Here is a 20,755-nt window from a genome sequence, read left to right as displayed (position 1 = left end):
ATGAACAAGCCGCTTTCCGCCCATGACGCGCTGATCTATGTGATGGTGATGGCATCCGCCGTCGACAGCACCATGAACGACCGGGAAATGGAGAGAATTGGTCAGCTCATTGGCTTCCTGCCGGTTTTCCGCGATTTCGACGACGACAATCTGATTTCCATCGCCCGCGATTGCGCCTCGCTGCTCGCCGGCCCTGAAGGGCTGGATGTGGTACTTGAAACCGTTCGCGATACACTGCCTGCCCGTCTCTATGACACGGCCTATGCACTGGCAGTCGAAGTCGCCTCGGCCGACCTTTCCGTCAAGGCAGAAGAACTACGGCTGCTCAGCCTGCTGCGCGACCGTCTCGGTCTCGACAAGCTGACCTGTGCCGCCATCGAGCGCAGCGCGATCGCCCGCTTCCGCAAGGGCTAAAGCTTTCGGCTTTTTTAACGCAATTTCCGGACGCTGAACCGCTGCACAGTTTTGCTGGAATTGCTCTAATACAGCCCGTAAGGGAAATAACGCAGATAGATTTCCTGCAGGCGGCCATTGCGCGAGAGCGTTGCGAGCGCATGGTCGATTGCTGCCGTCAACACGCTATCGTTCTGGCGCAGCATGATCGTCATTCCCTCGCCCAGGAAATGCTCGGACATATAGGGACCGTCGAACAGGGCGCAGCATTTGTCCGAAGCTGACGAAGCAACCCAGAAGGAAAGCTGCAGTGCATCGGCAAAGGCAGCATCGATCTTGCGCTCCTTCAAGGCCGTCAGCAGTGCTTCCTTATTGTCGAAGGGCTGAGCCTTGATGGCGGGGAAGAAGGCAGCAAGCATCGCCTCATGCACGGTGCCCTTGACGACGCCGACGGAATGGCCGGCGAGGCCGGCAGCCGTCGTTCCGGTCACGGAGGCGCCTATGTTGCGGACGAAGCGGGCCGGCAGCATCAGATAAGGGCGGGAGAAGAGAAACTCGCGGCGCAACTCGGGCGTGACGGCAAGGCCGGCAATGACGGCGTCACCCTGTAGGCCGGCGAGCGCCTTCTGCAGGTCGGCAAAGGGCAGCGCCTGGATCTGGCACTTGTCGGCGATCTCCAGCTCGGTGCAGATCTCGCGGGCGAGATCGACGTTGAAGCCGGAAAGCTTGCCGTTCTGATCGGTGAAATTGAAAGGCGGAAAGTCCACCGAGGTCAGAAAACGCAGGCGCACGAGCGAGGAGAGATCAGGCTTTGCCAGCCGCTCGCGGGAATCGAAGAGCAGAGGCACGGACAGGCCCGGTTGCTGCGCAAATACGGAAAAAGCCGACAGCAGCGCAACCGAAAACAGGCAGAGGATGAAAATCCCTACGCGAGCCATAAACGCCGGTTTAGATTGCACCATTATGACCTGCCTAGAGATTACATGCGGGCTTGGCCCTCCGCCGAGCTGTAGCAGAATCATCCCGTGTGGGGAATATGGCCGAGCCGTTCTGCCAGCTGCCAGAGGCGCAAACAGAAGGTCTGTTCTGCCTTCAAAGCTGACTTTTCAACAGCGCCATCCAACACAGATCACTCCGGCATTCTGCGGAGCGGTTTTGCGATCTCTGCGACGAGAGCGGCCCGCCCCCCTGAAATTAACAGCAATCGCATGCCCTCGTTAGCGCGGAATTAAGCAATATCCGGTCTTATTTGGCGCGACGACACCGACCTCACCGGCCGACCGCATGATGCGCATGTCGAACCTCTCAAGGTATCTCCCGCCACCGAAATACCGAAGAATTGTTCTGCAACAAATGATTTCAAAAGCGCCGGGTTCGCAACACACCCGGCCAATCGGGTGACATTCCATGCTGAAACATCTGAAAATCCGTACAAAAGTCATATCGGTCGTGGCGCTCCTGGGGCTGATCACCATGGCCGGACTGGTCTATGTCATGTCGGAGTTCCGCCAGGCGGACGCGACCTATAGCGCCTTCATCGATCATGAGGCGCTGGCCTCGATGCAGAGCGCTCGCGCGAGCGCATCGGTCGTCGCCTCGGTGCTGCAGGTGAGCCTGCTTGCCGACATGAAGCCCGATACGCCGGCATTCCAAACGGCACTCGCCACTCCGAGCAAGCTGCCGCAGGCGCGCGACCGCATGAAGCAGGCGCTGGAGCTTGTGCCCAGCCGCAAGGCCGCGATCGATGAAATCCAGGCTGGTATCGATGAAATCGAAACGCTGGCGAACAAGATCATCGAACAGAGCAAGGCCAAGGACAGCGCCGGCGCCCTGGCAAATGTCGCTCTGATCAACGCCAAGCTCAACGCATTGACGCCGAAGATGATCGCCAACAACGATGCGATGATGACGATGCTCAACGACGGCGGCGACGCGCTTTCGGCTTCCGTCAATGAGCGGATCTTCTTCTGCTTCATTCTGATCGGCATTGCGGTTCTGGCAGCTGTCGGCATCAGCGTGGCCGTGGCGCAGATCGGCATCGCCGCCCCGATGATGCAGCTTCGACTGCGCATGACGCGGCTTGCCGAAGGCGATACCGCAAGCGATATCAGCGGGCTCGACCGCGGCGACGAGGTCGGTCAGATGGCCAAGGCCGTCTCGATCTTCCGCGACAACGCGATCGAACGCGCCCATATCGAGGCACGCGCCGAAGCCGACCGCAGCCTCGGCGACAACGAGCGCCGGGAACGCGAAGCGCAGAGAGCTGCGGAAGCCGCCGATCTCGAGCGCGCGGTCAACGCGCTCGGAGACGGCCTGCGCCGACTCTCAGCCGGCGATGTCGCATCGCATATCGAAACGCCTTTCGTCGCGCATCTCGACGCGCTGCGCCAGGACTTCAACAATTCGATCGAGAAGCTCAACGAGACCCTGCACACGGTCGGCTCCAATGCCCGCGCGATCAGCGCCGGCGCCAACGAGATCCGGTCGTCTGCCGACGAGCTCTCGAAGCGCACCGAACAGCAAGCCGCCTCAGTCGAAGAAACGGCGGCAGCGCTCGAAGAGATCACCACCACCGTAAGAGACGCGGCAAAGCGGGCCGAAGAGGCAAGCCAGCTCGTTGCCCGCACCCGCCTCGGTGCCGAAAAATCCGGCGACGTCGTCCGCAAGGCGGTTGCCGCCATGCAGCAGATCGAGCAATCCTCCGTCGAGATCGGCAATATTATCGGTGTCATCGACGATATCGCCTTCCAGACGAACCTGCTGGCGCTGAACGCCGGTGTTGAAGCAGCGCGCGCCGGTGAAGCCGGCAAGGGCTTTGCGGTCGTCGCACAGGAGGTGCGTGAACTCGCACAGCGTTCGGCAAACGCCGCCAAGGAAATCAAGGCGCTGATCACAACATCGGGTACGCATGTGCAGACCGGCGTCAGCCTTGTCGGCGAAACGGGCAAGGCGCTCGACGCAATCGTCCACGAGGTGCAGGAAATCAACCAGCACGTCCATGCGATCGCAGAAGCAGCCCGCGAGCAGTCGACCGGCCTGCAGGAGATCAATACAGCCGTCAACACCATGGACCAAGGCACGCAGCAGAATGCCGCCATGGTCGAGGAATCCACTGCAGCCAGCCATGGCCTTGCCACGGAAGCGGCAGCACTCAACAACCTGCTCGGCCAGTTCCGCCTGACGGGCACCGGCGGCTTCGTTGCAAGCGCGTCGATCCCGACGGCACCGGCCGCGCCGCGCGCCGCCACACGCCCAGCCGCCAGAACGCCGGTCCGCGTTGCCGAAAGCACGACACGCCCGAAGGCTTCGCCTGCCCGCGCGCTCGGCCAGAAGCTCGCCAGCGCCTTCGGCGCGAGCAATGCCGCTGCCCCGTCCAGCAGCCAGGAAGCCGACTGGACGGAGTTCTGAGCAAGCGACAAATTGCATGAGGATGGGCGGCTTCGGCCGCCCATTCGTTTCAGGTCTCTGTTCAGACCGGTGGACGCCAGCCGACTTCGACAAGAATGTTACCGGGCGCGGTGCAATGGAAGAGCCAGCCGCCGCGAATGGCGGCAGGCGGCCCTGAGACAGCGGCGCTGTCCGCTGCCAGGCGGCCATGAAGCCCATCGACATCCGACCTTTCAGCAAGGATAAAGCCGATATGATAGGTTTGTCGCTGCAGCTCGACCTGATCGGCACTTCCGAATTTTGACAACGGGCGACTGAGAACGACCTCCGTGCCCTGGTCGTCGTCGAGGATCGCCCGGCCGATCCGTTCGTTCATCTCCCGCAATTCGAGAGCGAAATACCGCAGGAAGAAATCCGCCGTAGCGGCAATATCGGGCACGTAGAAATCAAGATGGTTCAAACGCATGACTGTCTCCTTTGAGAATAAATCCCGGAGGAGTGCGTCTTTTAACGCTCCGCATGCCGCCGGGACCCCGCATTCGCATGCGGGCCACGTCGCGGGTTCTCGTGTGATACACGGAGCAGAGCTTCCCATGGTGGGAGGGACCGGGCTTACCTTATCCGGTCCTGCCTTTTTCGACATTGCCGCTCTAGCAGATCGGCCCAAGAGCGGCAACATCGCCGGGCGAGTCACTTTCGCCAAGCAGCAGGCTGTTGGTCGTAAGCCTCTTCCCGAAGGGTTGAAGACACCGGTGCCGTTTGTGTCGTGAGCTTTCGGCGATTTGAGGTAGAATGGCGCCGTGCTGCGGAAAGAAAGGCATCCAACATGAAACTGATCGCACTTGGCCTGATCAGCGCGCTGGCGCTCGCCGGCTGCACCACCGTCGAGTATAACGGTCCCGGCCTCGAACCCATTCCCGGCAGCATCACCTATAGCGGTCAGCCACGTTCGAAGCTTACCAAGTCGCCAATCGGCTCGACCTTCCCGCACGATTTCATCGACCAGTACGGCCGGCAGGTCGAGGAAACCTATATCATTCGCCCGGATCGCTCGCTTGCGATCGCGCATCGTCGATATCGGCCAATCACAATTTTCGGAAGAGATTGAGGAGGGAAGCTGGAGCGGGTGAAGGGAATCGAACCCTCGTATTCAGCTTGGGAAGCTGCTGCTCTACCATTGAGCTACACCCGCCAACCGCTTGAGACTTCCAACAGATGGCCGCCGCTGTCAAGTCGCGGCGTCACCGCATATCAGATGCGGAAATGCTTCGACAGCTTCAGGCCCTGGGCCTGATAGTTGGAGCCAAGACCCGAGCCGTAGAGGCTCGAGGGCTGTTCCTGCATGTGTTCGTAGATCAGGCGGCCGACGATCTGGCCGTCTTCGAGGATGAAGGGCACTTCGTGGCTGCGCACTTCGAGCACCGCGCGGCTGCCGCGACCGCCTGCCGGAGCATGGCCGAAACCGGGGTCGAAGAAGCCGGCATAGTGGACGCGGAATTCGCCGACGAGTGGGTCGAAGGGCGTCATTTCCGCCGCGTAGTGCGGGGGAACGTGTACGGCCTCGCGCGAGACCAGGATATAGAACTCGTCAGGGTCGAGGATCAGTTCGTTGCGGCCGCGGCTGTAGAGCGGTTCCCAGAAATCATAGATATCGTGCTGGGCCTTCTTGTCGACATCGACGACGGCGGTGTGGTGTTTGCCGCGGTAGCCGATCAGGCCGTCCTTGTCGCCCGTCAGGTCGATCGACAACGCGATGCCGCCGCCGGAAATGTTCGGCTGCTTGGCTGCGACCAGCGTTTCCGTCTCGTGCAGTTTCAGAAGATCCGGCTCACCGAGTACCGATTGGCCGAAACGGAAACGGATCTGCGAGAGACGCGAGCCGCGGCGCACGACGATCGGGAAGGTGCGCGGGCTGATTTCGAGATAGAGCGGCCCGGAATAGCCTGATGGGATCTTGTCGAATTCCTGCGCGTAATCGGTGATGACACGCGTGAAGATATCAAGGCGACCGGTCGAGCTCTTCGGATTGGCCGAGGCCGACATATTGGCCGGCAGATCGAGATGCTCCATCAGCGGCACGATATAGACGCAGCCGGTTTCCAGTACCGCGCCTTCGCTGAGGTCGATCACATGCAGGCTCAGCCGATCGAGCTTGTCGGAAACGAGATGGGACGGGCCAGGCATGAAGCTGGCGCGCACCCGGAAAGCCTTGGCGCCCAGCCGCAGATCCAGGCTTGCCGGCTGGATCTGGTCGCGATCCAGCTCGCGTTCGCTTTGAAGACGCCCGGTTTCAAACAGCGCGGCAATTGCGCGGTCAGCCAAAATTCCAGTTTCGCGAGCCATCATGCTCCATCCATATACTCGCCGAGACAAAACCAAAGTCGGGGAATTGACGCAAGCTTAGAACGGCAGTATTGCAAATTTATCCCGTGGTGATTTGGCCGGTCGGCTTGCAGCCACGTTAAACAAGTGGCTAAAAAGACCGGGTTGAAAACCGGTCTGCATTTGCGGCCGGTTTTTTTGTTGTTTGAAAGTGGTGATGGCATGAGCAAGACCTGGCGCCCAGCAACCCAACTCGTCCACGGCGGAACGCTCCGTTCGCAGTATGGCGAGACTTCAGAGGCAATCTATCTCACGCAGGGTTTCGTCTACGATACGTCCGAAGCAGCCGAAGCGCGCTTCAAGGGCGAGACCGATGGTTTCATCTATGCGCGTTACGGCAGCCCCACCAATGACATGTTCGAAAAGCGCATGTGCATGCTGGAAGGCGCTGAAGACGCCCGCGCCACCGCTTCCGGCATGGCCGCTGTTACTGCTGCCATCCTCTGCCAGCTGAAGGCCGGCGATCATATCGTTGCTGCGCGCGCCCTCTTCGGCTCCTGCCGCTGGGTGGTTGAGACGCTGGCGCCGAAATACGGGATCGACTGCACGCTGATCGACGGTCGCGACCTCGAAAACTGGGAAAAGGCTATTACCCCAAAGACCAAGGTCTTCTTCCTGGAAAGCCCGACCAATCCGACGCTGGAAGTTGTCGACATCGCAGGTGTCGCCAAGCTCGCCAACCAGATTGGCGCAAAGGTCGTAGTCGACAACGTGTTTGCAACGCCGCTCTTCCAGAAGCCGCTGGAGCTCGGCGCCCATATCGTCGTCTATTCGGCGACCAAGCATATCGACGGCCAGGGCCGCTGCCTCGGCGGCGTCGTTCTCTCCGACAAGGAATGGATCGACGAGAACCTCCACGACTATTTCCGCCATACCGGCCCGGCCATGTCGCCGTTCAATGCGTGGACACTGCTGAAGGGCATCGAAACGCTGCCGCTGCGCGTCAAGCAGCAGACGCAGAATGCGGCTGATATCGCCGACTTCCTCGCTGATCAGGGCAAGGTCGCCAAGGTCATCTATCCCGGCCGTAAGGACCATCCGCAGGCCGATATCATCGCCAAGCAGATGTCGGGCGGCTCGACACTCGTCTGCTTCGAACTAAAGGGCGGCAAGGAAGCGGCCTTCGCGCTGCAGAATGCGCTTGAGATCGTGAAAATCTCCAACAATCTCGGCGACTCCAAGAGCCTGATCACCCATCCGGCAACGACCACGCACAAGAATCTGACGGATGAGGCTCGCGCCGAACTCGGCATCTCGCCGGGCACGGTACGCCTCTCGGCCGGTATCGAAGATACGGACGATCTCATCGAAGATTTCGCTCGCGCTCTGGCCAAGGTTTCGGCCTGACATCAAGGCACGGCCGCCGGCAAACGCCGCGGCCGTCGCATTTGCCTTGAAATTAACACTGAGAGTTAGGCTTAATGAACGAAAGGCGGCCCAACTGAAGGTAGTGAGGCCGCGATCACTGTACCGTTTCTTGACGGAAGAGTCCTCGTATAAGATACGGGTAACGTATCCTGACTAAGGTGTAAGGCATGTACCGCGCCCTCACACGAGATATCGAAGTCGTTGTCGAGCCGTTTTATCTGGAGGAGCAATCCGATCCGGAAGACGATCGCTATGTCTGGGGTTATCGTGTGGTGATCAGCAACAACTCCGATATCGCCGTCCGTCTCGTCAACCGCTACTGGAACATTACCGACCAGAACGGGCAGATCGACGAGGTCAGCGGCCCCGGCGTCGTCGGCGAGCAGCCGCGGTTGCAGCCGGGCGATACCTATGAATATTCCTCCGGCTGCCCGCTGGATACGCCATCCGGCCTGATGTTTGGCCACTACCAGATGGAGACGGACGAAGGCGAGATGTTCGATGTCGACATACCCGCCTTCTCGCTCGATTCACCCGGCCTGCTCAGGGTGCTGAACTAAAGCGTAGCCTCGCTATTTGCGACGATGCGTCAATCTTGAGCCTTCAGTCGTCAATCTCTGTTAAAGTTCAAACGGATCCGAGGCGGTCTGAGCATCCGGTTTTGCATCGAATGGATCCTTTGACTGTGGCGGTTTCGGCTGTTTGGCCAGGACAGCGTCAACGGCCTTCTGACAGGCGATCATCTCATCAATAGCCTTGACGGAGTTTTTCAGACTAAGGGCGACTATTCGCTTGCCGTTAAAATCGGCGCGAAAACCCAACTTGACGGCAAACTCGCTAACCAAGTTAGTATCTTTAAAATCAATGCGTAGTCCCTTTTCACCGTTAAAGACCACAGCGCTTGCATCGACAGTCCATTTGGAGCGGTCCAGATAGAGCTCGATCGGGTATTGCTTGCCTTCCTCCAACGATTTCCAATTGTCATTGACCATCAGAATATAAAAGGGATGGTCCTTATCGAGGAAATTGAAGCCAAGACGGAAAAGTGTACGATCCTCAAAGGCCGTCGCTACAAAGCAGGCGCTGCCCAAAGTCAGGTCGGCAGCCACCGTCCAGCCGCCGACTTCTTTCCATAGCATTGTCTCGTCACTGGCGAAGCTCGTTTGCGGCACCGCAGCTATCAGCGCGAGAAGCAAACACAACAGCTTCATTGGCACCCATCCCGTTTTCATAGACCAACCAATGAAACGCATAGGCACACAGTGACTACCAAAAGTCGAGTCACTGTGCTGTACCATCGCCTGTTTTTATTGGACGTTCTTCCCTTTCAACTGGGAATACTAAGTAAGCTGAGACGCGACCTCGTCCACCGGGAAACGATAGGTCGTGGAGCAGAACTCGCAGGTCACCGCGATCTCGCCGTTTTCCTGACTCGCCTCGATTTCCTCCGCGCTGAAGCCCTTCAGCACGCCGCCGATCTTTTCGCGCGAACAGCTGCAACGATCGAAGACCGCCCGCGGATCGTAGACGCGCACGCCGCGTTCGTGGAAGAGGCGGAAGAGCAGGCGTTCCGTGCCGACCTGCGGATCGGTCAGTTCGTCGGCATCGACCGTTTCAACGAGCGAGCGGGCCTCCGTCCAGGCATCATCCTCAACATGGGCGCGCGTAGCCGTGTCGCCATCGCCGCCATGAAGATCGGGCTGGCGCATCCGCTCCGGCGCTTCCGGCAGGAACTGGGCGACGAGGCCCCCTGCCCGCCAGCGGTGACGCGGCTTGCCGTTCTCGTCGCGGTCGAAGAGTTCGGCAGCGGCAAGGCGCACACGTGTCGGGATCTGCTCCGACTGGCGGAAATAGACACCGGCTATGTCTTCCAGCGAGGTACCGTCAAGCGCGACGATGCCCTGATAGGGCTGGCTGAACTTGCCCTGGTCGATGGTGAAGGCGAGCACGCCCTTGCCGAGCAGCTGTTCCGGTTCCGTTTCGCCTGCCGCAATCGCCTTGTCGAGCAAGGCCTGATCGAAGCGGGCGTAGGCCCGGACATTTTCTGGCGTGGAGAAATCGGCGACCAGTAGATCGACGGGGCCGTCGCTTTTGGTCTGGACCGTGAATTTGCCCTCGAATTTCAGCGAGGTGCCGAGCAGCACCGTGAGCACCACCACTTCCGACAGAAGACGGGCGACGGGCATGGGATAGTGATGGCGCTCGAGGATCGAATCCAGCATCGGGCCGAGCTGGACGGCGCGACCGCGCACATCCAGCCCTTCCACCTGGAAGGGGACGACATGATCATCGCCGGCGAAATCGAACTCGCCGAGGGCGGCGGCAGCTTCTGCCATGGCTTTCACTCCTGTTCTGTCAGAGCAGCCGGCTAGCGTACCGGCTGCTTGCGCAGCCGCGAGTTTTGGACTCGCGACATCCGATTATGGTTCAGATCGCGCCCAGGCACCAAGCAAGAATCGACTTCTGCGCATGAAGACGGTTTTCCGCCTCATCGAAGACCACGGACTGCGGGCCATCGATCACCTCATCCGTCACCTCCTCGCCGCGGTGGGCGGGAAGGCAATGCATGAACAATGCATCTTTGCCGGCCTGCGCCATCAAATGCGCATTGACCTGATAAGGCTGGAAGACATTGTGACCACGGGCCCGATGTTCCTGATTCATGGAGACCCAGGTATCGGTCACCACACAATCGACGCCGGCGACCGCACGGTCAGCATCATGGTAAAGCATGATTTCGGCGCCCTCATTGCGGGCCCAGTTCAGATAGTGATCCTTCGGCTCGGAACCAAGGGGTACCGCCATGTTCATGCGGTAGCCGAAACGGGCAGCCCCTTCCACGAGGGAATGCAGCACGTTGTTGCCGTCGCCGGTCCAGGCGATCGTCTTGCCCTTGATCGGGCCGCGATGCTCTTCGAAGGTCATGATATCAGCCATGATCTGGCAGGGATGGGTGTCATCCGTCAGCGCGTTGATGACGGGCACCGTGGCATGCTCGGCAAGCTCCAGCATCCGGCTGTGCTCGGTCGTACGGATCATGATGGCATCGACATAGCGCGACAGGACCTTGGCCGTGTCGCCGATGGTCTCGGCGCGGCCGAGCTGCATTTCAGTACCCGACAGGAACAGCGTCTCGCCGCCGAGCTGGCGCATGCCGACATCGAAGGAGACGCGGGTGCGGGTCGACGGTTTCTCGAAGATCATGGCCAGCATCTTGCCGGCGAGCGGCTTGTCGGCGGAACCAGCCTTGAATGCCTGCTTTCGCACCTTGGCATCGTCCATGATGGTTCTGAGGTCGGAAGCGGTGACTGCGGAGAGATCGAGGAAGTGTTTGGGGGAAGCCATTGTTCGTTACCTGCTACGCCCGCCAGCGGGCGGGGCAATATCCTATCAAGCGGTCTTCTTGACCTTGGCGGCACGGATGCTTTCGGCAGCGCGTTCAAGACGGGAAAGACCCTCGCGCGCCTCCTCGGCGGTTACGACCAGCGGCGGCAGCAGGCGGATGACATTGTCGCCCGCCGGGATCGCCAGAAGGTGTGCTGCGCGAATTTCCTTCAGCAGTTCTGCCGAGGGGATGGCAGCCTTGACGCCGAGCAGTAGACCTTCGCCCCTGATATCCTCGATCACATCGGGATAGCGATCCTTGAGCGAGGCAAGGCCCTGACGGAAGACGAGGGTCACATCCCGCACGTGCTGCAGGAAGCCCTCGGCCAGGATGACATCGAGGACCGCGTTGCCGACGGCCATGGCCAGCGGATTGCCGCCATAGGTCGAACCATGCGTGCCGGCCTTCATGCCCGAGGCTGCTTCTGCGGTCGCAAGGCAGGCGCCGAGCGGGAAGCCGCCGCCGATGCCCTTGGCAACAGCCATGATATCGGGCGTGACACCCGACCATTCATGGGCAAAGAGCTTTCCGGTGCGGCCGACGCCGGTCTGAACTTCATCGAGAATGAGGAGCAGGCCATGCTCATCGCAGAGCTGGCGGAGCGCCTTCATGAATTCAGGCGTTACCGGGCGCACGCCACCCTCACCCTGCACGGGTTCGATGAGGATGCCGGCCGTCTTGTCGGTAATCGCAGCGCGTACCGCCTCGACATCGCCGAAAGGAACCTGGTCGAAACCGGGGGTCTTGGGGCCGAAACCTTCGAGATATTTTTCCTGGCCGCCGGCTGCGATCGTCGCCAGCGTGCGGCCGTGGAAGGCGCCTTCGAAGGTGATGATATGGAAGCGCTCCGGATGGCCCTTGGAGAACTGGTAGCGGCGTGCCGTCTTGATGGCGCATTCGAGCGCCTCGGCGCCGGAATTGGTGAAGAACACCTTGTCGGCGAAGGTGGCCTCGGTCAGGCGGTTGGCAAGCTTCTCCTGGCCGGGGATCTCATAGACGTTGGAGAGGTGCCAGACCTTGTCGGCCTGATCCTTGAGAGCGGCCACGACATGCGGATTGCCGTGTCCGACAGAGGTAACGGCAACGCCCGCACCAAAATCCAGATATCGCTCGCCGGTTTCGGTGATCAGCCAGACGCCTTCACCTCGCTCGAACCGCAGCGGGGCACGAGAATAGGTATCATAAAGCGGCGAGGCTTCAGCCATGGCGCGATCTCCTTCAATCAGGCTCTGAGGCAACGGACTCCGGCTAAGAAAACCAGGTCCGAAAAATTAAAAATGCCGCCTTTCGGCGGCCTGAAGCACTATTTACTTTTCGCACTGCAATGTCAACAAAACTGAGGATTTAGCGCATGCGTCAAGCCTGCAATCCGCATTACAGGTCTATCAACAGCTAATGTTGCAGAAATGACTCTCCCGGGAAGCAAGTTGGGGAAAACTACGAATTCGGATTCATCGGATTCCTGCGACTCTTGTCACAGAGTCAGGCTCACACTAGGTTAAAGTTCAATTACTAGACTGCATGCGGCGGAACTAGTCACCAAAATTGATCAGGCGTTTCTTGCTTCGGAGGCTTCCGAGGCAACGGTGAGGGATTCTGCCATCACCAACGCGAAAGGTGGAGACAGGGCATGAACTGGACAGACGAGCGTGTCGAAAAGCTCAAGAAGCTTTGGTCGGAGGGACTGAGTGCCAGCCAGATCGCTGCGCAACTTGGCGGAGTAAGTAGAAACGCTGTTATCGGCAAGGTTCACCGGCTCAGTCTTCCCGGCCGCGCCAAGGCCGGCGGCACCGCAACCACGGCGCGTGCGCCCAAGCGCAACACCTCTGCGCCCCGCGCCCCGAACTATGCATCTCGCATCGCCACCCGCACCGTGACGCGCCAGCAGGGCGCAACGATGCTGAAGGAAGAGATCGAGATCGAAACGGTCGAGGAAATGGAATACGTGCCGGCCAAAAACGTGGTCGTGCCTATTTCGCGCCGCCTCGGCCTGACGGAACTGACGGAGCGCACCTGCAAGTGGCCGGTCGGCGATCCGCTGAAGGACGATTTCTACTTCTGCGGCTGCGACTCCCCGGATTCATCGCCCTATTGCAACTACCACCAGCGTCTCGCCTATCAGCCGGTGAGCGAACGCCGCAAGGCTGTCCGGGTCGCCTGAGCAGCGATCTTCCAACAGACGCAATGTATCATCACCCCTCCTCGCCTCGCGCGGAGGGGTGATTTTTTAGCCGGCACAGGAACGCCGGAAAACGGTTCCTGACCACGATCTGCGGAAGGCCGATCTCTGCCTGCATCCACCTGCCTGACAATGCGAGCTTATGTGGCCAAGACCATCGATGCGTTTCAGCCCCATGCTGGCATGGACTGGTGGTCGTGGCGCTGTGGCGCGATTTTCTGATACAGATGCGGTATTCTCGTGGAGTAGCACGGCACACATAGTCGCTTGGGGGGTGCCAATGGAGATCGATATAAAGCGGATGACAATGGGGTTCGTCGGGGCGGGCACGATTACCGAGGCTGTCGTCACCGGATTGGGCAAGACAGCATTTGGCGACACACCCATCGCGCTGTCACCTCGTAACGCAGGCGTCGCCTCCCGGCTCGCGGCGGCAAACGGGAATGTGTCTATCGCTGTGGGCAACCAGGATGTTCTCGACCGTTCCGATCTCGTATTTTTGGCAGTGAGGCCGCAAATTGCCGAGGAGGTCATCCGCTCGCTTCGATTTCGGCCGGGCCACCATGTCATCAGCTTTGTCGCGGCTACGCCAATGGATCAACTGCTGGCGTGGATCGATCGGCCGGTTCGCCTGAGCCTGGCAATTCCACTTCCGTTCGTCGCCGATCTCCAGGGGGCGACTGCGATCTACCCTCCCGACGAGGTCTCCCACACCCTCTTTTCGGCGCTCGGAACGGCGATTCAGGTTGAAGACAAGCAGGAGTTCGAACTTCTCGCGGTGGCGAGCTGCCTGATGGCCAGCTATTTCGGCATCCTGGACGCGACGTCGACCTGGCTGCAGAGCAAGGGGCTCTCGGGAGCGGCTGGCGACGCCTACCTCCGTCAACTGTTTTCCGGCCTCGCCCATGCCGCCCGTTCAAAACCTGTCGCGAGTTTCGATGAACTCATCGGCGAGCATTCGACCAAGGGCGGATTGAACGAACAGGTGCTCGAAGACTTTCGTGCGTTTGGCGGCACTGCGGCTCTGCAAAAGGCTCTTGATCGAATTCTTGTGCGCATTCGTCTGTAAAAAGCAGATCCTTTCGAGGTTCGCTTTCGGCGCCTCGCGTCGGTTTTCATAAGGAGCTAGGGGGGCCAGATAGACAAACGGGCCGCCCGGCAAGCGAGCGACCCGTCTGGACCTCCGATCACTCGGACTAAGCTTAAGCTTCCATGGAATATCCCGCGCCGCGCACGGTGCGGATGACATCCTGCATGTTGGAGAAATTCAGCGCCTTGCGCAGGCGGCCGACATGGACGTCGACGGTGCGCTCGTCCACGTAGATATCATGGCCCCAGACGCCGTCGAGAAGCTGCGAGCGGGAGAAGACGCGGCCCGGCGAGGACATGAGGAATTCCAGCAGGCGGAATTCGGTCGGGCCGAGGCGAACTTCACGGCTCTTGCGATGGACGCGGTGCGTTTCGCGATCGAGCTCGATATCACCACATTTCAGAACGGTGGAGAGCACCTCGGGACGGGCGCGTCGGAGCATCGCCTTGACGCGGGCGACGAGTTCCGGCGTGGAGAAGGGCTTGACGACATAGTCGTCCGCGCCGGTCGAAAGACCGCGAACGCGCTCGCTCTCTTCGCCGCGCGCCGTCAGCATGATGATCGGCAGGCGCTCGGTTTCCGGCCGCATGCGCAGCCGACGGCAGAGCTCGATGCCGGAAACGCCCGGCAGCATCCAGTCAAGGATGAGCAGGTCCGGCGTGCGCTCCTGAAGCCGGATTTCGGCTTCGTCGCCACGAAGGATCGTATCCACCTCGAAACCTTCGGCTTCAAGGTTGTAGCGGAGAAGCACGCTCAGCGCCTCTTCATCTTCAACAACTGCAACTCTTGGGATCATGCGTGTCAGTCTCCTAATGCATGATCCTTAAACCGGGGGTGATTTAAGCAAGGGACCATGCAAGACTCGGAATTGGCTGCGACCCTTGCGCGCCCCGACGGGGCGCGCACGCAATCGGCAGGTCCGGATTACTCCGTGACCGCACCAACGGTATTGGAGCTGTCGTCCTTCGGACGCTCGCCCTCCGGCTGGGCGCCGGTTGCCATATAGTAGATCGTCTCGGCGATGTTGGTCGCGTGGTCGCCGATGCGCTCGATGTTCTTGGCGCAGAAGAGAAGATGCGTGCAGCTCGTGATGTTGCGCGGATCTTCCATCATGTAGGTGAGGAGTTCGCGGAACAGCGAGGTGTACATCGCGTCGATCTCGTCGTCGCGCTCGCGGATGGACTTGGCCTTGTCGGCCGAGCGATTGGTGTAGACGTCGAGCACTTCCTTGAGCTGGACCAGCGCCAGTTCGGAGAGATGCTCGAGACCGCGGGCGAGCTTGCGCGGAACGCCGGTGCTCTGCACCGCGATAACGCGCTTTGCGGTGTTCTTGCCGAGATCGCCGACGCGCTCGAGGTCGGCGGCGATGCGGATCGAACCCATGATCTCGCGAAGGTCGGACGCCATCGGCTGGCGGCGGGCGATCGTGACGATCGCCTTGTCGTTGATCTCGCGTTCAGCGTGATCGAGGATCACGTCGTCGGAAATGACCTTCTGAGCGAGTGCGGTGTCACCGTTGACCAGCGCGCGAACTGCGTCGGCGCCCATCTGTTCGGCAAGACCACCCATCTCGGAAATGCGCCGGGACAGGAACTTCAGATCGTCGTCATAGGCGGAAAAAATATGTGTCGATGCCATGGGGCTTTGTCCTCGAAAATCGGGAAGGCTTCACATTGCCAAAATCAGCCAAACCGGCCCATGATATAGTCCTGGGTGCGCGGATCGTCCGGATTGGTGAACATCTTGTCAGTATCGTTTTCCTCGACCAGGTTGCCGAGGTGGAACATGGCCGTACGCTGTGATACGCGCGCGGCCTGCTGCATGGAATGCGTCACAATGACGATCGTGTAGTTTTCACGCAGCTCGTGGATCAGCTCTTCGACCTTTGCAGTCGCGATCGGGTCGAGCGCCGAGCAGGGTTCGTCCATCAGGATGACTTCCGGGCTGACCGCAACGGCGCGTGCGATGCACAGACGCTGCTGCTGACCACCGGAAAGGCCGGTGCCGGATTCATGCACGCGGTCCTTGACCTCGTTCCAGAGGCCGGCGCGCTGCAGGCTGGTCTCGACGATCTGGTCGAGGTCGGCCTTGGACTTTGCCAGACCGTGAATGCGCGGGCCGTAGGAGACGTTTTCATAGATCGTCTTCGGGAACGGGTTCGGCTTCTGGAACACCATGCCGACGCGGGCGCGCAGTTCGACGACGTCGATATCGGGATCGTAGATATCATCCGTGTCGAGCGTGATCTTGCCGGTGACGCGGCAGCCGTCGATCGTGTCGTTCATGCGGTTCAGCGAACGCAGGAAGGTGGACTTGCCGCAGCCCGAGGGGCCGATCAGCGCGGTCACGGTGTTTTCGCGGATGTTCAGATTGACATCGAAAAGCGCACGCTTCTCGCCGTAATAAACGGAGACATCCTGACCGATCATCTTATACGGAACGTTGCTCATTTTCTGGTCCAGCGCCTTCTCGACTGCGGCTTCCGTCAACATGTTCATGATCTTTACTCCGTTTACCAGCGGCGCTCAAAGCGACGACGCAAGAGGATAGCTCCGATGTTCATGACGATCAGGAACAGGAGCAGGACGATGATGGCACCCGAGGTTCTTTCCACGAATGCGCGCTCGGCTTCGTTGGCCCACATGTAGACCTGAACCGGAAGTGCCGTGGAGGGATCGAGCGGAGTGGCCGGCGCCTGGGCGACGAAGGCGACCATGCCGATCAGGAGCAGCGGCGCAGTTTCGCCGAGTGCGTGGGCAAGGCCGATGATCGTGCCGGTCAGGATGCCGGGCATTGCAAGCGGCAGCACATGGTGGAACACCATCTGCATCTTCGAGGCGCCAAGGCCGAGGGCTGCCGAGCGGATCGACGGCGGTACGGCGCGCAGCGCCGCACGCGTCGCGATGATGATCGTTGGAAGCGTCATCAGGGTCAGCACCAGGCCCCCGACGAGCGATGCCGAACGCGGCAGGCCGGCGAAGTTGATGAAGACCGACAGGCCGAGCAGACCGTAGACGATCGACGGAACGGCGGCGAGGTTGTTGATGTTGACCTCGATCAGATCCGTCAGCTTGTTCTTCGGCGCGAATTCCTCGAGGTAGATCGAGGCTGCGACGCCGATCGGCAGCGAAAGGGCAAGCACGATGAGCATCAGGTAGAGCGAGCCGATGAGGGCGACGCCGAGACCTGCGGCTTCCGGACGGCTGGAATTGCCGTTGACGAAGAGGCCGGTGTTGAACGTCTTGTGTAGAGCACCGCTCGCCTTCAGCTCGTTCATCCAGGCAACCTGCTTGTCGTTGACCTTGCGGTTCTTCTCATCGACCGAAAGATTGATCTGGCCTTTGTTGGCGCTGTCGATATTGGCATCTGCAAGCACCGTGACATTGACGGTCTTGCCGATGATCGACGGGTCGGCAACGACCATGTCACGCAACTGGATCGGCGCGCCCTTGGACAGCATGGCGGACGCGTCGCGCACGTCAGGACGGCTCGACGCATTAATGCCGAGCTGCTTGACGATCGCGTCACGCAGCAGAACCGGATAGTTGGCAGCGACCAGCACCGAGGGGTCGGTTGCACGCTTGTTGTCCGGGTCGAGCGTCTTCTCGGCGAACTCGATCGGCAGCGTGATCGACGTCTGCTGGAAGGCCGTATAGCCGTTGCTGATGACCGTCCAGAGCAGGATGAAGAGGAAGATGAGGCCGAACGCTATGGCTGCGATGCCATAGGCCTGGAACCGGCGCTCGGCGGCATAGCGACGCTTGATGCCGATATCGCGACGCGGGGGCGCCTTGGAAACGGTGACGCCGCTGACGGGGGAAACAATATTCGTCATTCGTACTGCTCCCGGTATTTGCGCACGATGTAGAGCGCGTAAATGTTGAGGCAAAGCGTGATGCAGAACAGCGTGATGCCAAGTGCGAAGGCGACCAGCGTCTGCGGCGAGGTGAACTCAAGGTCGCCGGTCAGCTGGTTGACGATCTTGACGGTCACGGTCGTCATCGGCTCGAAGGGATTGATCTGGATACGGGCGGCGACGCCGGCGGCCAGAACCACGATCATGGTTTCGCCGATGGCACGGGAAGCCGTCATCAGCAGCGCGCCGACGATACCGGGAAGAGCTGCGGGCAGGACGACCTTCTTGATGGTTTCGGAGCGCGTGGCGCCGAGGCCGAGCGAACCGTCGCGCAAGGCACGCGGAACGGCGGTGATAATGTCATCCGACAGCGAGGAAACGTAAGGGATCAGCATGATGCCCATGACGATGCCGGCGGTGATGACGCTCTGCGCCTGGATGAAGTTCGTATAGTTACCGGTCAGGAGACCGCTGATCTGCGACGAGAAATCACGCAGAAACGGCCCGACGGTGACGAGCGCGAAGAAGCCGTAGACGATGGTCGGAATGCCGGCGAGCACTTCGAGAAGTGGCTTGGCGATCGAGCGGATCTTCGGAGAGGCGTATTCGGCCATATAGATGGCGGCAAAGAGGCCAACCGGCACGGCGACCAGCATGGCGACCAGGCCGATATAGAGCGTGCCGAGCAGGAGCGGGATAAGCCCGAACTGGCCGAAGGAGGAGCTGCCCGCACCGGCAAAGCGCGGATCCCAGACCGTTCCGAAGAAGAAGTCGACGAAGGGAACGACGGAGAAGAAACGGGCCGCTTCTGACAGCATCGAGAGAACGATGCCGATCGTCGTCAGAATGGCGATGGAGGATGCAACGAGCAGCGCCCAGAGCATGACACGCTCGACACGATTGCGGGCGCGGAAGCGCGGAGCAACCGAGCGCAACGCATAGAAGGCGCCTGCGACGGAAATGAGCAGAACGATCGCCGTCATGATGGTGCGGCTCGTCATGCTCTCAGAGTTCAGGGTCTTTGCGGCATCGATCATGTAAGGCTGCGGCTCGCCGGCGAGCGGCACACCCTTTTCACTGAGCTTTGCCTGCAAGCCCGCGGGATTGCCCGAGAGGGAGGAAACCTCATCCGAGGTCAGCAGGTTCATGCCGCGGGCAATGGTGGCGACCATGCTGTAGGCGAGATCCTGCTGGACGGCCGGCTGCGCCTTCACGTCGTCAGGAAAGGCGCCGCGAACGGAAGAAGAGATGATGCCCGGGCTGACAGCCAGCCAGACACACAGAACGATCAGGGACGGCAGAGCAGCCCAGATCGCGGCATAGGAGCCATAATAGGCCGGCCGCGAATGCAGGGCAGCAGATCTGCCTCCGGAAAGTGCGCTAGCGCGGCTGCGCGCAGCCACATAGGCAACGGCGCCGATCACCACCAGGCACAAGAGTATGATTGATGTGCTCATTCGTTACGTCCCCAGGCCCACAGCCCCCAAAGAACCCGGCAGCTCCAGGAGCGTGCCATCGGCTTCATTATCATGGAGAAGAAGTTCACCCGTCCGGCGCCCCATTGGAGCCGGATGGATAAGGCGATGCCGGCGCGACGCCCCCTAGCGTCGCGCCGGCAAAGTTCATTACATGGTCTTGCCAGCCTCTACGTCCTTGCGGATCGCATCGCGCTCTGCATCCGGAGCAGCAACGAGACCGTATTCGGCGAGCGGGCCGTCAGGGCCGATCATCTGGTCGGATACGAAGAAGTTGACATATTCCTTCAGGCCCGGAACGGCGCCGAGATGTGCCTTCTTGACGTAGAAGAACAGCGGGCGGGAAACCGGGTAGGTGCCGTTAGCGATGGTTTCCGTCGACGGAACGATGCCGCTCATGGTCGCAACCTTGAGCTTGTCGGCATTGTTTTCATAGAAGGAGAGACCGAATACGCCAACGCCGGTCTTATTGGCAGCGATGCGTGCCAGCGTTTCCGGATAGTCGCCGTCGATGTCAACGGCAGCGCCGTCCTTGCGAACTGCGACGCAAGCCTTGCCCTGGGCAGCCTTGTCGGCGATTTCCTTGGCGATAACGTCGGTTGCGCCGGAAGCCTTGCAGCCAGCAGCGAGAACGTTCTGTTCGAAGACTTCGCGGGTGCCGTGCTTTTCGCCCGGGATGTAGGCAGCGATATCAACAGCCGGAAGCTTCGGGTTGACTTCGGACCACTTCTTGTACGGGTTGGCGACGAGCTTGCCGTCAACAACGACCTGGGCTGCGAGGGCCTTGTAGATGTCGGCCGGAACGTAGGCAACATCCGGGTTGGAAGAGTCGGTTGCGAAGACGATGCCGTCGTAGCCGATCTTGACTTCCTGGATGTCGGTTACGCCGGCAGCCTTGCAGGCTTCGGCTTCGCTCTTGTTGATCGGGCGCGAAGCGTTGGCAACGTCGATCGTGTCTTCACCGACGCCCTTGCAGAATTCCTTCAGACCAGCGCCCGTGCCGCCGGATTCGACGACCGGCGTCTTGAAGTTGGTGAAGGTTTCGCCGAAGGATTCGGCAACGATCTTTGCGTACGGCAGGACGGTGGACGAACCAGCAACCTGGATCTGGTCGCGGGCGACAGCAACGCCAGCGAAAGCGGCGGTTGCAGCGAGCGCGGCAACAGTAAGTTTAAAGGTGTTCATTTGAATCTCCCGGCATTTGGGCTTGTGTGAGTGCGGCCTCAAAGAGGCCCTCGCA

Annotated in this window: 20 protein-coding genes, 1 tRNA gene and 1 riboswitch; of the genes, 7 read left to right on the top strand and 14 right to left on the bottom strand. The window is 60.4% G+C overall.

Annotated features, from left to right (window positions below; translation table 11 throughout):
• Positions 1-414 (top strand): tellurite resistance TerB family protein, encoded by a 414-nt coding sequence (locus FHT93_RS13330; RefSeq protein WP_007821246.1) that lies wholly within the window; start codon positions 1-3, stop codon positions 412-414.
• A gap of 65 nt (positions 415-479) precedes the next feature.
• Here the strand turns inward: FHT93_RS13330 and FHT93_RS13325 are convergent, their stop codons facing one another.
• Positions 480-1,355, bottom strand: a complete 876-nt coding sequence (locus FHT93_RS13325) for a transporter substrate-binding domain-containing protein (protein ID WP_183847922.1) — start codon at positions 1,353-1,355, stop codon at positions 480-482.
• Between the two features lie 445 nt (positions 1,356-1,800).
• Between FHT93_RS13325 and FHT93_RS13320 the strand changes: the two genes are divergently transcribed.
• Positions 1,801-3,801 carry a methyl-accepting chemotaxis protein gene (locus FHT93_RS13320; protein WP_183847920.1) on the top strand — a complete coding sequence of 667 codons (2,001 nt, stop codon included), beginning with the start codon at positions 1,801-1,803 and terminating at the stop codon, positions 3,799-3,801.
• Between the two features lie 61 nt (positions 3,802-3,862).
• On the opposite strand, the gene FHT93_RS13315 is transcribed toward FHT93_RS13320, so the two are convergent.
• Positions 3,863-4,246, bottom strand: coding sequence for a VOC family protein (locus tag FHT93_RS13315; RefSeq protein ID WP_183847918.1), 384 nt, complete (start codon positions 4,244-4,246; stop codon positions 3,863-3,865).
• Between the two features lie 360 nt (positions 4,247-4,606).
• Here FHT93_RS13315 and FHT93_RS13310 point away from each other — a divergent pair, with 360 nt between their 5' ends.
• Positions 4,607-4,888: a hypothetical protein gene (locus FHT93_RS13310; RefSeq protein WP_112969918.1), complete on the top strand. Its 282-nt coding sequence runs from the start codon at positions 4,607-4,609 to the stop codon at positions 4,886-4,888.
• A 10-nt stretch (positions 4,889-4,898) separates the two neighbouring features.
• Here FHT93_RS13310 and FHT93_RS13305 read toward each other — a convergent pair.
• Positions 4,899-4,972: transfer RNA gene (locus FHT93_RS13305), tRNA-Gly, on the bottom strand.
• Between the two features lie 59 nt (positions 4,973-5,031).
• The gene (locus FHT93_RS13300) at positions 5,032-6,126 is read right to left on the bottom strand and encodes a 2'-deoxycytidine 5'-triphosphate deaminase (RefSeq protein ID WP_183847916.1); all 1,095 of its coding nucleotides are present in this window, start codon (positions 6,124-6,126) and stop codon (positions 5,032-5,034) included.
• A 73-nt stretch (positions 6,127-6,199) separates the two neighbouring features.
• Positions 6,200-6,278, top strand: a riboswitch (SAM riboswitch).
• Positions 6,279-6,324: 46 nt separating this feature from the next.
• Here FHT93_RS13300 and FHT93_RS13295 point away from each other — a divergent pair.
• Both FHT93_RS13295 and apaG read left to right on the top strand, forming a co-directional pair.
• A complete protein-coding gene (locus FHT93_RS13295; RefSeq protein ID WP_113146935.1) occupies positions 6,325-7,509 on the top strand; it encodes an O-succinylhomoserine sulfhydrylase in 1,185 nt (394 codons plus the stop codon).
• 188 nt (positions 7,510-7,697) lie between these two features.
• Positions 7,698-8,090 (top strand): Co2+/Mg2+ efflux protein ApaG, encoded by a 393-nt coding sequence (gene apaG / locus FHT93_RS13290; RefSeq protein ID WP_112541673.1) that lies wholly within the window; start codon positions 7,698-7,700, stop codon positions 8,088-8,090.
• A gap of 60 nt (positions 8,091-8,150) precedes the next feature.
• Here the strand turns inward: apaG and FHT93_RS13285 are convergent, their stop codons facing one another.
• From FHT93_RS13285 to FHT93_RS13270, 4 genes are all read right to left on the bottom strand, one after another.
• Complete coding sequence (locus tag FHT93_RS13285) at positions 8,151-8,741, bottom strand: hypothetical protein (protein ID WP_112541674.1); 591 nt, start codon at positions 8,739-8,741, stop codon at positions 8,151-8,153.
• 129 nt (positions 8,742-8,870) lie between these two features.
• Entirely contained in the window at positions 8,871-9,866 is a 996-nt protein-coding gene (locus tag FHT93_RS13280) for an Hsp33 family molecular chaperone (protein ID WP_183847914.1), read from the bottom strand.
• Between the two features lie 91 nt (positions 9,867-9,957).
• Positions 9,958-10,875, bottom strand: coding sequence for an ornithine carbamoyltransferase (argF, locus tag FHT93_RS13275; RefSeq protein WP_112541676.1), 918 nt, complete (start codon positions 10,873-10,875; stop codon positions 9,958-9,960).
• A 45-nt stretch (positions 10,876-10,920) separates the two neighbouring features.
• Entirely contained in the window at positions 10,921-12,120 is a 1,200-nt protein-coding gene (locus FHT93_RS13270; RefSeq protein WP_112541677.1) for an aspartate aminotransferase family protein, read from the bottom strand.
• 425 nt (positions 12,121-12,545) lie between these two features.
• Between FHT93_RS13270 and FHT93_RS13265 the strand changes: the two genes are divergently transcribed.
• The gene (locus FHT93_RS13265; protein WP_112969922.1) at positions 12,546-13,076 is read left to right on the top strand and encodes a GcrA family cell cycle regulator; all 531 of its coding nucleotides are present in this window, start codon (positions 12,546-12,548) and stop codon (positions 13,074-13,076) included.
• Between the two features lie 298 nt (positions 13,077-13,374).
• Positions 13,375-14,163 (top strand): pyrroline-5-carboxylate reductase, encoded by a 789-nt coding sequence (locus FHT93_RS13260; RefSeq protein ID WP_183847912.1) that lies wholly within the window; start codon positions 13,375-13,377, stop codon positions 14,161-14,163.
• A gap of 133 nt (positions 14,164-14,296) precedes the next feature.
• Here the strand turns inward: FHT93_RS13260 and phoB are convergent, their stop codons facing one another.
• The 6 genes from phoB to FHT93_RS13230 form a co-directional block, all read right to left on the bottom strand.
• Positions 14,297-14,980: a phosphate regulon transcriptional regulator PhoB gene (gene phoB / locus FHT93_RS13255; protein ID WP_003570612.1), complete on the bottom strand. Its 684-nt coding sequence runs from the start codon at positions 14,978-14,980 to the stop codon at positions 14,297-14,299.
• Positions 14,981-15,108: 128 nt separating this feature from the next.
• Positions 15,109-15,822 (bottom strand): phosphate signaling complex protein PhoU, encoded by a 714-nt coding sequence (phoU, locus tag FHT93_RS13250; RefSeq protein WP_037101140.1) that lies wholly within the window; start codon positions 15,820-15,822, stop codon positions 15,109-15,111.
• Positions 15,823-15,866: 44 nt separating this feature from the next.
• Positions 15,867-16,682, bottom strand: a complete 816-nt coding sequence (gene pstB / locus FHT93_RS13245; protein WP_003588779.1) for a phosphate ABC transporter ATP-binding protein PstB — start codon at positions 16,680-16,682, stop codon at positions 15,867-15,869.
• Between the two features lie 14 nt (positions 16,683-16,696).
• Positions 16,697-18,019 (bottom strand): phosphate ABC transporter permease PstA, encoded by a 1,323-nt coding sequence (gene pstA / locus FHT93_RS13240; protein ID WP_113203359.1) that lies wholly within the window; start codon positions 18,017-18,019, stop codon positions 16,697-16,699.
• Positions 18,016-19,497 (bottom strand): phosphate ABC transporter permease subunit PstC, encoded by a 1,482-nt coding sequence (gene pstC / locus FHT93_RS13235; RefSeq protein WP_112541681.1) that lies wholly within the window; start codon positions 19,495-19,497, stop codon positions 18,016-18,018. Before pstC ends, pstA begins: the two co-directional genes overlap by 4 nt.
• Before the next feature lie 168 nt (positions 19,498-19,665).
• On the bottom strand, positions 19,666-20,700 hold the full coding sequence (locus FHT93_RS13230; RefSeq protein WP_112541682.1) for a substrate-binding domain-containing protein: 1,035 nt from the start codon (positions 20,698-20,700) through the stop codon (positions 19,666-19,668).
• Between the last annotated feature and the right edge of the window lie 55 nt (positions 20,701-20,755).

It is taken from the genome of Rhizobium sp. BK379 (assembly GCF_014193955.1).
Lineage (GTDB): Bacteria > Pseudomonadota > Alphaproteobacteria > Rhizobiales > Rhizobiaceae > Rhizobium.
Note: the sequence above shows the minus strand (reverse complement) of the source record. Positions and strands in the feature narration are given on the sequence as shown.

Coding starts and splice junctions, on each gene's coding strand:
- FHT93_RS13330 (WP_007821246.1), top strand. CDS start 1: ATGAACAAGCCGCTTTCCGCCCATGACGCGCTGATCTATGTGATGGTG.
- FHT93_RS13325 (WP_183847922.1), bottom strand. CDS start 1,355: ATGGTGCAATCTAAACCGGCGTTTATGGCTCGCGTAGGGATTTTCATC.
- FHT93_RS13320 (WP_183847920.1), top strand. CDS start 1,801: ATGCTGAAACATCTGAAAATCCGTACAAAAGTCATATCGGTCGTGGCG.
- FHT93_RS13315 (WP_183847918.1), bottom strand. CDS start 4,246: ATGCGTTTGAACCATCTTGATTTCTACGTGCCCGATATTGCCGCTACG.
- FHT93_RS13310 (WP_112969918.1), top strand. CDS start 4,607: ATGAAACTGATCGCACTTGGCCTGATCAGCGCGCTGGCGCTCGCCGGC.
- FHT93_RS13300 (WP_183847916.1), bottom strand. CDS start 6,126: ATGATGGCTCGCGAAACTGGAATTTTGGCTGACCGCGCAATTGCCGCG.
- FHT93_RS13295 (WP_113146935.1), top strand. CDS start 6,325: ATGAGCAAGACCTGGCGCCCAGCAACCCAACTCGTCCACGGCGGAACG.
- apaG (WP_112541673.1), top strand. CDS start 7,698: ATGTACCGCGCCCTCACACGAGATATCGAAGTCGTTGTCGAGCCGTTT.
- FHT93_RS13285 (WP_112541674.1), bottom strand. CDS start 8,741: ATGAAGCTGTTGTGTTTGCTTCTCGCGCTGATAGCTGCGGTGCCGCAA.
- FHT93_RS13280 (WP_183847914.1), bottom strand. CDS start 9,866: ATGGCAGAAGCTGCCGCCGCCCTCGGCGAGTTCGATTTCGCCGGCGAT.
- argF (WP_112541676.1), bottom strand. CDS start 10,875: ATGGCTTCCCCCAAACACTTCCTCGATCTCTCCGCAGTCACCGCTTCC.
- FHT93_RS13270 (WP_112541677.1), bottom strand. CDS start 12,120: ATGGCTGAAGCCTCGCCGCTTTATGATACCTATTCTCGTGCCCCGCTG.
- FHT93_RS13265 (WP_112969922.1), top strand. CDS start 12,546: ATGAACTGGACAGACGAGCGTGTCGAAAAGCTCAAGAAGCTTTGGTCG.
- FHT93_RS13260 (WP_183847912.1), top strand. CDS start 13,375: ATGGAGATCGATATAAAGCGGATGACAATGGGGTTCGTCGGGGCGGGC.
- phoB (WP_003570612.1), bottom strand. CDS start 14,980: ATGATCCCAAGAGTTGCAGTTGTTGAAGATGAAGAGGCGCTGAGCGTG.
- phoU (WP_037101140.1), bottom strand. CDS start 15,822: ATGGCATCGACACATATTTTTTCCGCCTATGACGACGATCTGAAGTTC.
- pstB (WP_003588779.1), bottom strand. CDS start 16,682: ATGAACATGTTGACGGAAGCCGCAGTCGAGAAGGCGCTGGACCAGAAA.
- pstA (WP_113203359.1), bottom strand. CDS start 18,019: ATGACGAATATTGTTTCCCCCGTCAGCGGCGTCACCGTTTCCAAGGCG.
- pstC (WP_112541681.1), bottom strand. CDS start 19,497: ATGAGCACATCAATCATACTCTTGTGCCTGGTGGTGATCGGCGCCGTT.
- FHT93_RS13230 (WP_112541682.1), bottom strand. CDS start 20,700: ATGAACACCTTTAAACTTACTGTTGCCGCGCTCGCTGCAACCGCCGCT.